This window comes from Muricoccus nepalensis (assembly GCF_006438825.1).
Taxonomy (GTDB): Bacteria; Pseudomonadota; Alphaproteobacteria; order Acetobacterales; family Acetobacteraceae; genus Roseomonas; species Roseomonas nepalensis.
Map to the genome: position 1 here is coordinate 1 of NZ_RCZP01000073.1, position 13,571 is coordinate 13,571.

14 protein-coding genes and 1 pseudogene are annotated in these 13,571 nt (G+C 69.1%); 5 read left to right on the forward strand and 10 right to left on the reverse strand.

Annotated elements, in window-relative coordinates; all coding sequences use genetic code 11:
* On the forward strand, positions 1 to 416 hold a 416-nt coding region (locus EAH89_RS29320), incomplete at its 5' end, for a sigma-70 family RNA polymerase sigma factor (RefSeq protein ID WP_140887421.1).
* A 511-nt stretch (positions 417 to 927) separates the two neighbouring features.
* Here the strand turns inward: EAH89_RS29320 and EAH89_RS29325 are convergent.
* From EAH89_RS29325 to EAH89_RS29340, 4 genes and pseudogenes are all read right to left on the reverse strand, one after another.
* On the reverse strand, positions 928 to 1,524 hold the full coding sequence (locus EAH89_RS29325) for a DUF2383 domain-containing protein (RefSeq protein WP_140887424.1): 597 nt from the start codon (positions 1,522 to 1,524) through the stop codon (positions 928 to 930).
* A gap of 275 nt (positions 1,525 to 1,799) precedes the next feature.
* A complete protein-coding gene (locus EAH89_RS29330) occupies positions 1,800 to 2,672 on the reverse strand; it encodes a KilA-N domain-containing protein (RefSeq protein ID WP_140887426.1) in 873 nt (290 codons plus the stop codon).
* 586 nt (positions 2,673 to 3,258) lie between these two features.
* Positions 3,259 to 3,858 (reverse strand): recombinase family protein, encoded by a 600-nt coding sequence (locus tag EAH89_RS29335; protein ID WP_140887428.1) that lies wholly within the window; start codon positions 3,856 to 3,858, stop codon positions 3,259 to 3,261.
* A gap of 190 nt (positions 3,859 to 4,048) precedes the next feature.
* Positions 4,049 to 4,402 (reverse strand): annotated as a pseudogene (locus EAH89_RS29340) (integrase core domain-containing protein); the annotation flags it as partial.
* 88 nt (positions 4,403 to 4,490) lie between these two features.
* Here EAH89_RS29340 and EAH89_RS29345 point away from each other — a divergent pair.
* Positions 4,491 to 5,587, forward strand: a protein-coding gene (locus tag EAH89_RS29345; protein WP_140887430.1) for an IS3 family transposase whose coding sequence is annotated in 2 segments (ribosomal slippage) — positions 4,491 to 4,743 and positions 4,743 to 5,587 — 1,098 coding nt in all. Because the reading frame shifts where the segments join, the coding sequence is not laid out codon by codon here.
* Positions 5,588 to 5,886: 299 nt separating this feature from the next.
* Complete coding sequence (locus EAH89_RS29350; RefSeq protein ID WP_140887433.1) at positions 5,887 to 6,864, forward strand: Bug family tripartite tricarboxylate transporter substrate binding protein; 978 nt, start codon at positions 5,887 to 5,889, stop codon at positions 6,862 to 6,864.
* A gap of 38 nt (positions 6,865 to 6,902) precedes the next feature.
* On the opposite strand, the gene EAH89_RS29355 is transcribed toward EAH89_RS29350, so the two are convergent.
* From EAH89_RS29355 to EAH89_RS29370, 4 genes are read right to left on the reverse strand one after another with little or no spacing between them, the layout of a single operon-like run.
* Positions 6,903 to 7,925, reverse strand: a complete 1,023-nt coding sequence (locus tag EAH89_RS29355; RefSeq protein WP_140887436.1) for an alpha/beta hydrolase — start codon at positions 7,923 to 7,925, stop codon at positions 6,903 to 6,905.
* A 30-nt stretch (positions 7,926 to 7,955) separates the two neighbouring features.
* The gene (locus tag EAH89_RS29360; RefSeq protein ID WP_140887438.1) at positions 7,956 to 9,170 is read right to left on the reverse strand and encodes an FAD-dependent oxidoreductase; all 1,215 of its coding nucleotides are present in this window, start codon (positions 9,168 to 9,170) and stop codon (positions 7,956 to 7,958) included.
* Positions 9,170 to 10,366 carry an amidohydrolase family protein gene (locus EAH89_RS29365; RefSeq protein ID WP_140887441.1) on the reverse strand — a complete coding sequence of 399 codons (1,197 nt, stop codon included), beginning with the start codon at positions 10,364 to 10,366 and terminating at the stop codon, positions 9,170 to 9,172. The genes EAH89_RS29360 and EAH89_RS29365 overlap by 1 nt, the downstream gene beginning before the upstream one ends.
* A gap of 1 nt (position 10,367) precedes the next feature.
* Positions 10,368 to 10,949, reverse strand: coding sequence for an amino acid synthesis family protein (locus EAH89_RS29370; protein WP_140887444.1), 582 nt, complete (start codon positions 10,947 to 10,949; stop codon positions 10,368 to 10,370).
* Positions 10,950 to 11,032: 83 nt separating this feature from the next.
* Between EAH89_RS29370 and EAH89_RS29375 the strand changes: the two genes are divergently transcribed.
* Together EAH89_RS29375 and EAH89_RS29380 are read left to right on the forward strand one after the other, a co-directional pair.
* Entirely contained in the window at positions 11,033 to 11,707 is a 675-nt protein-coding gene (locus EAH89_RS29375; protein WP_140887446.1) for a DUF4286 family protein, read from the forward strand.
* Entirely contained in the window at positions 11,707 to 12,372 is a 666-nt protein-coding gene (locus EAH89_RS29380) for a GntR family transcriptional regulator (RefSeq protein WP_140887448.1), read from the forward strand. Before EAH89_RS29375 ends, EAH89_RS29380 begins: the two co-directional genes overlap by 1 nt.
* Positions 12,373 to 12,559: 187 nt before the next feature.
* Here EAH89_RS29380 and EAH89_RS29385 read toward each other — a convergent pair whose 3' ends face one another.
* A complete protein-coding gene (locus tag EAH89_RS29385) occupies positions 12,560 to 13,138 on the reverse strand; it encodes an IS5 family transposase (protein ID WP_161993837.1) in 579 nt (192 codons plus the stop codon).
* Positions 13,138 to 13,571: integrase core domain-containing protein (locus EAH89_RS29390; protein ID WP_140887454.1), on the reverse strand; the 434-nt coding region annotated here is incomplete at its 5' end. The genes EAH89_RS29390 and EAH89_RS29385, both read right to left, overlap by 1 nt.

The following is a 13,571-nucleotide window of genomic DNA, read 5'->3' on the forward strand; positions in this document are numbered from 1 at the left end:
AGCCGACGCCGGCCGAGCTCGCGGCGAAGATGGGCCTGCCGCTCGAGCGGGTGGTCAAGGCGCAGAAGATCGCGCGCGAGCCGATCTCGCTCGAGACGCCGGTCGGCGACGAGGAGGGCGCCCACCTCGGTGACTTCCTCGAGGACGAGAACGCGGTCATGCCGCTCGACGTCGCGGTGCGGTCGGGCCTGCGCGACGCCGCCGCCAAGGCGCTCTCCGGGCTGACGCCGCGCGAGGAGCGGGTGCTGCGGATGCGCTTTGGCATCGGCATGAACTCCGACCACACGCTCGAGGAGGTGGGCCAGCAGTTCAACGTCACCCGCGAGCGCATCCGCCAGATCGAGGCCAAGGCGCTGCGCAAGCTGAAGCACCCCACCCGTGCCAGACGGCTCCGCAGCTTCCTTGAGGAGGGATAGGCGGAAACCGGGAAGCGAAGCTCAGAAACGCGAAAAGCCCCAGGACCTCCCCCGAGGTCCTGGGGCTTGCAAGCCTTCCACAAGAAGAGCGGTGGCGTGTGTCCAGCGAGAGCCGAGCAGGCCCTCGATGTGCTTCTGCGGCAGCTGCTACACGGGGGATCGCAAACAACCTATGGTTGCTTCGGAGGGCGAAACTTCATAAGCTTTCTGTGCTACGTAGTATCGTGGGGGAAAAGGTTGGGCACGTCGCAGGAGCAAAAAACTGAGCAGGTACCGGCGCTACCTGCCTTGCTTGCTGCCCCAGAGGAAGGCGCTGCGAACCGCCTGCACTGGATGTGGGCTACGTTGATCATTGGAAGCTTGTCAGCCGGCCTTTGGACAACGCTACTTGGCCTTTTTTGGAAGCTCAATGCTTCGCGAAAGTGACGGATTGTTCTTCGTACCGAAGCGGCGGTCGCCGGGAGAATACCGTCCACAGGCTCCGAGCCGCCGTAGCGTGTACCAGCGCCGCCTAGCCCCGCCGCGTCATCCGGATCATGACCTCGTTCGACGCGCGTCCGATCCCCTCGACAACGTCGGCGATCGATCCGTGCATGCGGGCGAAGGCCTGTGTCGCTTGTCCCGCAAGCGTCTCCTCGCCGCAACCGAGGTCACGTAGCGCGTCGGTTGCCCACGCGTAATGCACCGCCTCATCCGCCGCATGGCTCCCGATGAGCGCCGCTACGGCCGGAGGGTAGGGGTTGGCGGCGTAGCGGGCGTACTTCTCGCGGGACTGCCACTCGTTGGAGACGAAACTCATCAGGATCGCCCGGTCGCCGCCCGGCAGCCCGGCCATCTGAACTCCAAGCTTGAGCATCCCGGTCGGCAAATGCGGCATCACCGGGGGCACGCCGCCCAGCTCGCGGATCAGCGCGGTGAGGTCGCGGGCGTGCCGCTCGTGGTCCTCACGATAGGCGCGGAGCCTCCCCTTCAACGCCGGATCGCGCAGGCCCGAAATGGCCACGGTGTACATGGGCAGCGCGTCGTTCTCGAGCTGGAGCAGGTCGGCGAGATCCGCTTGCAGGGCGGAGAGGTCGACGTCCTTTGGGCTGGTCACGGTGTCGGTCATGGTCGGAGGTTCCGGGCAGTGGCGGGGGAGGCGCAGTTGGTGACCCGTCGCGGCAATGCCCAGTCCGCGGCGCGCGCCAGATCAAGTCTCTTCCGTAGCTCATGCTGCGGTTAGGGCTGGGCAAATACGTCACCGGTCCGGAATGGACGCACGGCAGGCCTCAGGCAGCAGGCTTTCCCACTGCCTCATTCAGCCCAGGAACGCGAAAAGCCCCATGACCTCGGGTGAGGTCATGGGGCTCTGCGTGCCTCCTCAGGGAGAAGGCGGGGGTTGGCTCAGCTAGGGGGCAGCGGCAGCGAGCGCTTCAGCGCCCGCCACCGCAAGGCAAGCACCGCCGCCTGGAAGCGGCGGAACTCGGGCATGCGCTCGAACTGGACGACGTAGCCGCCATAGGTCAGCTCATCGTGGCACGCGCCGCAGACCAGCCATCCATGCTCCGGCCGGTTCAGGCCGCGATGGTAGTAGTGGTCGAACTCGGCGCCCTCGACGACGCGGCCCTCCTCGGTGAGGACGGGCGTGCTCGTGCAGCAGGGACACCGGCCCCGGTAGGGCTCGGCGGCGACCGCCTCGATGATGAGCGCCTGGCTGCGCAGCGAGAAGCGCCGCCGCTGGCCGAGCACCACCTCCTGGGCGGAGACCTGAAGGAACATCAGGTCGGCGGCGTGCCGGTCGAGGATGTCGAACCGGCGGTGCAGGGGCTCAAAAAGGCGGGTGAGGTGCGCCATCAGCCGGTCACCCTCAGGTGCGGGGAGTGCGTCCCGCCGCTCCATGGCGGCGCGGACGACGGTGTTGCACCAGAGGTGGAAGGGCGGCGAGAGGTAGCGCCCGTAGGACAGCGCGAGCTGCCAGTGGGCCCAGGTCCCGCCACCCTGTCCTCGGACGGTGGCGACGAAGCGGTCCCTGTCGATGCCCGTGTCAGGGTTCCAAATGCCGACCTCGTCGGCATTTGCCTCAAACGGGTCGAGGACCTCGTGCGGCTGGGTGTCGGCATGAGCGCGGAGGCGGTGTGTCTCCTCAAGGGAGAGCCAGTCGGTCGGGCGCCGGTTCTCGGGTCGGCCCGCGGCCTTCCACATGTCGGTCAGGTTGAGCATCGCGCCGCGCAGGCGGATGGGGGTGCCCTCGTAGGTGAGCGTGTTGATGGGGGTCATGGGGGATCTCCAACCTTGTTTCGGCCTTGCTCAAGGAGCCGCGTCAGTCGGCTTGAGAGCTGCCGAGACGGGTGGAGAGGGCGAGGGCAGGAGAGACCTGCCCCCGCCCTAGGACAGCGCTGCAGCGGTGCTCTACCCGGTACTGTGGCCTGGGGTGCGCAGGAGCCCAGGCCGGGTGGGTGCCGCGTCTCGCGCGGCGTGCCGGCGCGTCAGCCCCGGGGTGAGCCGGGGAGGCACCGGGTAAGCCCTCTCATCGCCGCCACCCCGCCCCCGCGGGAGGGGTGATGGTTCGCAGAAGCAGCCTGGCTCAGTGCCGGATGCGCGGTGCCGGGCCCGTGCGGCGCCAGAGTGGCGCGGCAGGGCTCCGCCGGACGGGTGAGATGAGGGGGAGGACGAGAGGCCCACGGCCGGTCTCCCGGGCCAAGCCGGAGGTGACACACCGTGTGGGCGCCACCGCTGGGGAGAAGGACGAGGAAGAAGGCTGGCGGGGAGACAGGGAGGGCCGCGCCTCTCGTTCACCTCACATGGGGTGCCTCCCCGGTCTTTTCAAGTATGCAACGACACATGAACAAGCGCCCTGGCAGCGTCAGCGTCCCGTGGTGGCGAGGAGCTTGCGGGCGCGCGGCTTCGCCTGCCCCTCGCCGTCCATGTAAGCGTAGAGGGTGCTGAGAGAGATGCCGAGCTGCCCGGCGACGTCGGAGGCGGCGTTCGACCGGTCCGCCATCATTGTCATGGCCGTGCGCAGCTTGGCGGCCGTCATCAGCCGCGGGCGCCCGCCGTTGCGCCCGCGGGCGCGTGCCGCGGCAAGGCCGGCCATCGTGCGCTCCCGGATCAGGTCGCGCTCGAACTCGGCCAGGGTCGCGAAGATGCCGAACACCAGCCGCCCGGTGGAGCTGGTCGTGTCGATGCCGCCGGTCAGCACCTTGAGGCCGATCTCCCTGGCCTGCAGCCCGGCCACCAGTTCCACGACGTGGCCCAGCGAACGGCCGATGCGGTCGAGCTTCCACACCACCAGGGCATCGCCGGCGCGGAGCTGGTCGAGTGCCTTGGCGAGGCCGGGTCGGTCCGGGAGGGCACCGCTGCAGGTGTCCTCGTACAGACGCTCGCAGCCGGCGGACGTCAGAGCGTCCCGCTGCAGCGCCAGGTTCTGCTCGGCCGTGGACACCCGCATGTAGCCGACCAGCATCGCCTTACCTCAGGTCAGTAGAAAGACAGCAGAGCAGGGTTTGTAAGCCATAGATAGATGCATAAGTTTGTGGAGCCGCCGGGAGACTAATTGCTGGGAACAAGGGCGCACCTCTAGAGCCTGCATTAAACGGTGGTTTTCTGCACAAGCAACTTTTGACCAGCCCCCACGGAGGGATCCAGGCGGATTTTTAGTTGAGCATGGCCGCGGCCTGTCCTGAGTTGGTGAGTGGATGGCCTGTAGGCGACGGCGGACGTGCTGGCAGGAGCACCTCTGGCGCGGGCGGTCGGTAGCGCAGCGAGGAGTGCGGACGAACGGTGTTGTAGTGCCGTCGCCACCCCTCGATGAGGACCTCTGCTTCGGCGAGCGTGTTGAACACCTCGGCGTTGAGCAGTTCGTCGCGCAGCTTGCCGTTAAAGCTCTCCACGTAGCCATTCTCCCAGGGGCTGCCGGGCTCGATGAACGCTGTCCTGGTGCCCACGCCGGTGATCCAGCCGTTCACGGCTGTGGCGGCGAACTCGGGCCCGTTGTCCGAACGAACATGGCCGTGCGTATGACCTTAAACCTGGAAACGGGTCCGGGCTTTCTGAGAGATTTCCGGCAGGAATGTTGACCTGACGGAGAACGGTCCGATGAGGAAGAGCCACTACACGGAAGAGCAGATTTCCTTTGCGCTGAAGCAGGCGGAGCTGGGCACGCCGGTGGCCGAGGTCTGCCGCAAGATGGGGGTGTCGGAGGCGACCTTCTTCCGGTGGAAGCAGAAATACGGTGGCCTGGGGCCGTCCGAGCTGCGGCACCTGAGGCAGCTGCAAGAGGAGAACACGAAGCTGAAGAAGCTCGTGGCCGATCTCAGCCTGGACAAGGCGATGCTGCAGGAGGTCTTGGCAAAAAAACTTTGACGCCTGGTCGTCGGCGCGAGCTCGTCCGCCATGTGCAGGACGCGTTCGGGGTGAGCGAGCGGCGGGGCTGCGCGGCGTTGCGGTTCCACCGCTCCTCCCAACGCTACCGCGCTCGCCGGGACGGCCAGGCGCACTTACGGATGCGCATCTGTGAGATCGCGGCGGTGCGAGTGCGCTACGGCTACCCGCGCATTCACGTGCTGCTCCAACGAGAGGGTTGGCGGGTGAACCGCAAGCGGGTCTACCGGCTGTACCGCTTGGAAGGCCTGAGTTTACGGCGCAAACGGCCGAGGCGGCACGTCACAGCCGCGCGGCGGCTGGAGCGCGACGCGGCGGTGAGGCCGAACCAGCACTGGTCGATGGACTTTGTCTCGGACGCCTTGTTCGACGGGCGTCGGATCCGGGCTCTGACGCTGGTCGACAACTATACCCGCGAGGCGCTGGCGATCATCGTGGATGGCGGCATCCGTGGCGAGCATGTCGTACGCGCGGTGGAGGCGATCGCCACTCAGCGCGGCGCACCGGAGCTGATCAGGGTTGATAACGGGCCGGAGTTCGTCTCGAAGGTACTGGACCGCTGGGCTTACGAGCGCGGCGTGACGCTGGACTTCTCCCGCCCGGGCAAGCCGACCGACAACGGCTTCATCGAGTCCTTCAACGGGCGGCTCCGGGACGAATGTTTGGACACCCATTGGTTCTTGTCGTTGGAGGACGCCAGGACCAAGATCGAGGCTTGGAGGCGGGACTATAACGCGTCCCGACCTCACAGTGCCCTGGGGCAGCTGACGCCCCTCGAGTTTGCTGCCCAGGCGGCCCGAAATGGCCCCTGAAGAAGTCGGAAGGCTCTCCCATGAGCCGGACCAATTTCGGGTACAGGGTCAAGTGCCCGAAAAACTTGCGCTCCCACGGGACCAGTTTCAGGGGTCAGGACCACCGCCCGGAGCGACCACTCGCCTGAGTGGCCGGCTTTTGCGGCGCACCGCTTAAGGCACAAATTTTGCGTTGCGGCCACCGTTGGATTGTCAAACAATCCAACTCTGCCCGACTGCTGCCGGCGGCGCCACATCCTGTGCGGCTCCAGCGCCGGCGGTGGGCTGACGGGAGGGGCGTTAGAACGAGGTGATGTGCGATGATGAGAGTACGTGGGTTGTTGGCCGCCTGCATGGCGGCGGTCCTGGCCGGCGTTGCGCCAGGCGCCCGGGCGCAGGAGGCCTGGCCCGACCGGCCCATCCGCCTCGTCGTGCCCTTCGCGCCCGGTGGCGTGACGGACAGCATCGGCCGGCTGAGCGCGGAATGGCTCGGCAACCGCCTCGGCAAGCCCGTGGTGGTGGAGAACCGCAGCGGCGGCAACGGCAGCATCGCCGCTGAGTTCGTGGCCGCCAGCCGGCCCGATGGCTACACGCTGCTCGTCGCCAGCGCCTCGCAGTTCGCGGTGCTGCCCGCGCTGACCGCCGTGCGCTACGACCCCGTTCGCAGCTTTGCGCAGGTCAGCATCGTCGCGAGCAACCCCTTCGCGCTCGCCGTGCCCGCGCGCCTCGGCGCGGCCAACCTGCAGGAGTTTATCGCGCTCGCAAGACGCGAGAACGGCCGGATGGACTACGCGTCCGCCGGCAACGGCTCGGGCAGTCATCTCACCATGGCGCTCTTCCTGCGCCGGGCGGGCATCGAGATGCAGCACGTGCCCTATCGCGGCGGCGGTCCCGCCACGCAGGACCTGCTGGCCGGGCGCGTTGCCGCCTATTTCGGCAATCCCTCCGAGGTGGTGCCGCAGATGCAGGGCGGCACGCTGCGGATCATCGCGACTTCCGGCCGCGAGCGTATCCCCGAGCTGCCGGATGTGCCGACGGTGGCCGAGCAGGGCTTGGCGGGTCTGGTGACGGAAACCTGGAACGGCATCGCGGCGCCCGCCGGAACGCCGCCCGCGATCGTCGAGCGGATCGCCGAGGCGCTGCGCCCGGCCTGCGCTGATACCGCCTTCCGCGCCTCGCTCGGGCGCCTGGGGGTCGAGCCCGTCTGCAACACGCCGGCCGAGATGGGCGCGCGCGTCGAGGCGGACCTGCCGGTCTGGAAGGAGGCGGTGCAGATCTCGGGCGCGACGCTCGACTGAAGGCGGCAGGGGACCGGCCGAGCGCCGTCCCCGCCCCTCTAGAGTTCCCGCTCCGCCAGCCAAGCGCCGATGGTCTCCACGAGCTTATCGCCCGTGTCCGGGAAGTAGTGGCCGGCCAGCGAGGGCGGGTGGTCGTTGGGGAGCAGCACGTAGCGGGCGCCCTGGGTGAGCGACCCCTCCGCATTGGCGGCGGAAACCAGCATCTGCGGCTCGAAGGGCTGGATCACCGCGTCGGCGGCGTCGCGAACGATGAGAACCGGCACCGGGATGCGGCGGATCCAGAAGGTGCCGTCCGCGACACTGGTCGAATCGGAGCGATAGGTGAGGAAATGCCCTGCCGTCACCGGCACGCGCTGGCCGGTGTAGAAGCCCATCGGCTCCGGCAGCCGCTCCGCCAGCCGCCCGTCGCGCAGCATCGCCCGTGCCTCGTCGTTCAGCCGGCGATAGGCGGCCTCTTCACCCATGAGGATGTTGCGGGTCTTCCAGGGCAGGTTGGCGAAAGGCCCGAGCAGGACCACGCCGCGGAGGTCGCGCGACCAGTCGGTGGCGGCGTAGAATTGCACCTGGATATTGCCGAGCGAGTGGCCGGACAGCACGAGGCGGCGATAGCCGAGGGAGCGCGCCGTCATCACCGCGGCCTCGACGTCGCGGCGGACGTCGAGGAAGTTGTCCGTGTTCACCCGCTCGTCGTGCTGGCGCGTGCTGATCGAGAGCACGGCGCGCCCGCCGGCCGAGAGGCCCCGCCCCAGCGCGTCGGCGGGCGCGTGCGCGAAGTTGTCGCCGCTGCCGTGCACGGCGATGACGAGCGTCGTCTCGGCCGGCGGGCGGCCCTTCGGCTCCCACAGCGCGGCGTCCAGGCGGTTTCCGTCGATCGCGGTGATCGCGAGGAAGCGCAGTGTCGCCGCCTCCACGGGCGCAAAGGCCGTGGAAAGGCCGGCAGGGCGCGCCACCTCCTCATAGGTGATGCGGGCGGCCACGGTCTCGGCGGCCCGTGCGGGCGGCAGGGGCAGGGCGAGGGTCAAAGCCGCTGTCAGGGCGGCGGGGGCGAGGCGGCGTAGCATCGGGACGGCTCTCCGGAGGGGCGTGGGCCGTCAGGCCATGGCGGCGGCCTGGCGGGTGCTCTCGAGCAGCGAGCTGCGCAGCAGGAACTCGCGCGCCTTCACCGGATCCGCGGCGGTGGCAGCCAGCGCGTCGAGGCTGGCACGCCGCCTCGCCGGGTCCTTCTCCTCCAGCCGCTTCTTGTTCGCGACCGTCTGCTGCTGGACGAACTCGATGTTCAGCGTGCGGCGACGCCGCTCGTAGCCGCCCAGCAGCGCGGGATCGGCGCCGCTGAAGACATGGGCGGTGAGCGTGTCCGCGAGGTCCATCGCGTCGTGGATGCCGAAGTTCAGGCCGAGGCCGCCGATCGGGTTGTTCACATGCCCCGCATCGCCCGCGAGGAACACGCGCCCGCGCCTGAACTGGGCGGCCACGCGCTGGTGCACCTTGTAGAGGTTGCGGTGCACGAGGTTGTAGCGGCCGGATTTCGGGTGCAGACCCTGCAGCCGCCGCTCCGCGCCCTCATCGGAGAGCGCCTCCTCGTCCGGCTCGTCGGCCCGCGTGGGGAACACCGCGCGCCAGAGCGGGCCCTGGCCGTCGCCGGCGACCTTGAAGAGGTTGGCCCACTCGTCGGGGTCGGCGAAATAGTTCCGCAGGCAGCAGCCGAGCATCGCCTCAAAGTCGTCGGTCACCGTCAGCACGATGAAGCGCTCGGGCCAGGTATAGCCCTCGAAGCCGATGCCGAGCGCCTTGCGCACGGTGGAGCGGCCGCCATCGGCGCCCACCAGCCAGTCCGCCCGCAGCCGCTCGCCATCCGGCAGGGTGACGGTGACGCCGTCCTCGTCCTGCTCCAACGTCGTCAGGCCGGTACTCATGCGGATCGTGGCGTTCGGCAGCGTGGCGAGCCGGTCGAGGCCCATGCGGGCGAGCTTGTGCTGCTCGGTCTGCACCACGAAGGGGAAGGGGGTTTCGTCCGCGAGAATCTGGTGGTCGAACTCGGCCACCTTCTGCCCGGCGGGACGATCCCAGAACTGGAAGTACCGCGCGACAAGGCCCTCGCGCACGAAGCGGTCGATCAACCCCACGCGCTCGATCATCGCCAGCGTGGAGGGGTGCGTGGTGGAGGCGCGGGGATTGCGGTCGATATCCGCCGCTGCCTCGATCAGGGTGACGGTGAATCCGGCGTCCGCGAGCGCGAGGGCGGTGACGACGCCGACCGGCCCGGCGCCGGCGACGATCACGCTCGGGACTGCGTTGAAACGGCTCATCAATGCGCGCTCCCCGAGAAATCCATAGGCAGCCGGCACTCGGCCACCCGAACGTTGCGGATGGAGGCCGGCGTGTTCCGGCTGCGGCCGACGAAGCGCGGCACGCCGTCGGTGAAGACGGCAGCGACGGCCGGCACGTCGCCATGGGCGATGGCGGTCAGCGCCTCATCATGCGCGCCGCCCGCGCAGGCGTCGATCAGCACAAGGTCGGCATCCTTGCCCGGCGCGAGGATGCCGCTGTCGAGGCCATACACGCGGGCGTTGTTGCCGGTGGCGGCGGCGATGGCCTGCTCGGGCGGCATGCCGCCGAGGCTCGCGAGATGGGTGATGGTGTAGAAGATGCCGAGCGGCATGACGCCGCTGCCCGTCGGCGTGTCCGTCGCGATCAGCAGGCGCTCGGGCTGCCCGACCTCGTCCAGCAGGCGGGCGGTCTTGAGCGCGGTGCGGAGGTTGCCGGCCGTGCAGATCTGCATGGCGACGCTGCTCTCCTTCACCAGTCGCTCGAAGCCTTCCTCCGGCATGGCGACGGGGCCGCCGTTGACGTGGAAGGAGACGGTGGCCTCGGCGGCCAGCACGTGCTCCGCCCAGATGCCGGAGGAGCCGGGGATGGAGGAGCCGCCGGTATGCATAGTGGTGACCATGCCGAGGCCCCGCGCGGCCCGCATCAGCGGGGCGTAGTCATAGGGGGTGGCGAAGGCGCCGAAGCCGGCCTTGGCGAGCCAGATGCCGGCGGCGCGCAGCTCCGCGAGGTCCGCTTCCGTCAGGCCGGGTTCGAGGATCACCGATCCCGCGTGCACGCGCATCCCGCCTGGCCGGTAGTCCCGGAAGCAGGCCTGGGCGGCGAGCGCCAGGGCCTTCACCCCGGCGGGGTCCTTCGGGCGGCCGGGCACGTGCACCTCGGAGGCGGTGATGGCCGTGGTCGTGCCGCCGTGCAGGTAGCTCTCGAGGTAGCCGACCACCTTCTGGCGCGGCGTGTAGTCGCCGAAGGTGATGTGGACATGGCTGTCGATCAGCCCGGGGATGGCGACCGTGCCGGCCGCGTCCACCACCACGTCGGCGCCCGAGACCTGCTCCGCCGTCAGCGTGCCGAGGGCGGCGATCCGGCCCCCTTCCATCAGGAGGGAGTCCCCCGCGGCGAAGGGGGAGGCGAGATCCCCCGTCACGATCCGCCCGAGATTAACGACCGCGACCCGCATTCTAGCGCAGCCCGTCGCGCGCGCTGATCTCCTCGGCCTTCAGCCCGCCCACGCGCGCGTTCAGCCGGCCGCGGTTGGCGAGCACGACGATGAGCGCCACCTCGTCGGGCGCTGGGGCGTCCGGGGGCAGGGCGACCGTCACGCCGTCGTAGTGGGAGCGGACATAGAGGGCATCCTTGTGGGCCAGCGGCACGTCAATGATGCCGCCCGGTGCCGCCACCTTGGTGAAGGAGGGGATCCAGGAGAGCGCGCCGCCCACGGCGACCCGCAGCGGCTCGGCAAAGGTGGTGGTGAGCATGGCGTTGGCGTGCTCCTGCTCGCCGCCGAGGCCGACGACGCCGCCCTTGCCGTAGCTCTCGACGGGCAGCCCGCCCATCGCGTCGATGGCGAGCTTCGCGAGCAGGGCGCCCACGGCCTCGCTGTCCGCGATCACGCCGGAGAGGTCGGCCTCGTAGCGGCCGGCATGGGGATTGGCGACGATGGCCAGGGCCGCCACCTTGCGCAGCGGCACCTCGCTCCGCTGCCCGGCCTCCACGGCCTTCTCCTCGACGAGGGTGGACCAGCGGCGGACATCGAGCGGCATCGGGCGAACCTTCGGTAGCGTGTTGCGGGATCATCCCTCCCCATCATAGGATTGTCAAACAATCCGAAGCTACGGAGGCGCCTGTGCAGGGCACGACCATCCTCTTCTCCGAGATGACGCCGCCCGCAGGCCGCGAGGAGGAGTTCCACGCCTGGTACGACGAGGAGCACGTGCCCCTCCGCGTCGGCGTCCCCGGCTTCGTCTCCGCCCGCCGCTACCGCGACACGGGGGAGGGGGCGAAGGGCTTCCTGGCGGTCTACGAGATGGACGCGCCGGACGTGCTGAAGTCCTCGGCCTATGGGGAGGTGAAGGGCAAGCCGAGCGCCCTGACGAAGGACATGCTGGCGAACGTCTCCGGCTTCACCCGCTATATCGGGCAGGAGACGGCCGTCCGACGCCGCGCGGAAGGGAATGCGCCGGCCGCACTGGATGCCCCGCTGCTCTATGCCGTCTGGTTCCAGGTGCCCGAGGATCGCTGCGCCGACTTCGACGCTTGGTACGAGCAGGACCACGTGCCGCTGCTGATGGAGAGCCCGGACTGGCTGATGGTGCGCCGCTTCCGCATCACCGACGGCGAGCCGCTGCCCTACAACCGCCTCGCCCTGCACTACCTGGCGGACCGCGCCGCCCTTTCCTCCCCGGCGCGGGAGAAGGCGCGCGCCACGCCCTGGCGCGGCCGCTTGGCCGCCGAGCCCTGGTTCAAGGGCACCTACTCCGTGTTCGAGGCGCTCCGCCCTCGCCAGAAGCCCGCCCGCTGATGGACCTGCGCGTCACCCCCCTGGGGGTTCAGAGCCAGGCGGTGGACAAGCTGCGGGAGGCAATCGTCTCCGGCCATTTCCAGCCCGGGCAGCGTCTGGTGGAGGCCGAGCTGTGCCGGCTTCTCGGTATCAGCCGCGGCTCGGTGCGCGAGGCGCTGCGACGGCTGGAGGGGGAGCGGCTGGTCGTCATCACCCCCAACCGAGGCCCCTCCGTCACGGAGCTGAGCTGGGAGGAGGCGGTGCAGATCTACGACGTGCGCCGCCTGCTGGAGGGGGAGGCTGCGGCGCTGGCGGCCCGGCGCGCGACAGCGGCGCAGCGCGAGGAGATGGAGGCCGCGCTGGAGGCCTTCGAGGCAGCGGTGGCGGCAGAGGACGCGCTCGGCCGGGTCGGCGCTACGGCGTGCTTCTACGACCTCGTGCTCGCGGCCTGTGGGAACGCCGTGGTCGACGAGATCCTGCGCGGTCTGCACGCGCGCATTAACCTGCTGCGCTCGCGCTCCATGTCCCGCCAGGGGCGGGCGCCGGAGAGCGCGCGGGAACTGCGCGCGATTCTCGCCGCCATCCGCGACCGGGCGCCGGCCGCGGCGCGCAAGGCGGCCATGCTCCACGTCCAGGCCGCCTGCGCGGCGGCGAAGGAGGCGATGGCGGAGCGGCGCGTGGCCTGAACGGCCGCAGGGCCCGCCTTTGTGAGCGCCATATGCCACCCCGCAGCGAAGAGGAACGGCAGCGGACTGCGTTGCACGGAACAGATCGAAGGAGCAGTAGGCGCCGGCGGGTTCCGGTTCAGGCGATCCGGGACTGCGTTGCATGGACCAGCTTGAGGGCGCGGGAGTGCCGCCGGCTGGTCAGTAGTCACACGATACGGACATACTCCGGGCGTCCAAGCTCGAGCATGCGGTTCAGCGCGCTGACAGCGATGGCCACCTCTGTCGCATGGCGCCTATCCGTGCGTGAGTGCAGTCCGCCGCCAATGACCCGCTTGAAGCGCCCAATGTCCGCTTCGACCAGGGCTCGCCAGTTGTAGCCTGAGGCTTTCTGCCAGCCCATGCGTCCGCGCTCAGCAATGGTCTGCAGGTGCTGGTCGCGCTGGGTTGGTGCCGTCTCGGCCATCGCACTTGGCACGGCACTGGACCGGGGCGGCACGATCACGGCAGCATCGGGGTGCCGTGCGGTGCCCTCGCCGTAAACGCCGTCCTGATCATAGGCGCCATCGGCTGTGAAGGAGGCGATTGGGTCCGCGAACTGGTCGAGCAAGGGACCGACTTGGGAGGCGTCATCAACGTCGCTTGCCGTCAGCGATGACGCGACGATCCGTCCGGTATCGGCGTCCACGCCGACGTGCAGCTTGCGCCAAGACCGGCGCGTCCTGCTCCCGTGCTTCTCAACCAGCCACTCGCCAGGTCCGCACAGCTGCAGCCCCGCGCTGTCCACTAGATGTTTGGTCCCGGGGTTTGGTGGTGCGGGTCATGGATGAACCTGGACGGTTCTTCTGTCCAGGCTTTGCAGATGGCTTCGTAGGGCGTGAGGCCGCGTAGGGTCTTCAGGCGACGGGCGAAGTTGTAGGCCGCGACGAACTGGTCGAGGTGCTGTCGGAGTTCGTCGTGCGTCTCGTAGTGGTAGCGCTTAACGGTCGCGTCCTTGATCGTGCGGTTCATCCGCTCGACCTGCCCGTTCGTCCAAGGATGCCGGGGCTTGGTCAGTCGGTGATCGATGTTGTTCTGGGCGCAGGCATACTCGAAGGCATGGGCGCGAAAGAGCTCGCCTTTGTCCATGGCCTCCCTGATCTGGGCGGTCGCCGAGCAGATATTGCCCGGTGAGGTGAAGTGCGTGCCGTTGTCCGTGAGCACGGTGTGGATGCGGTAGG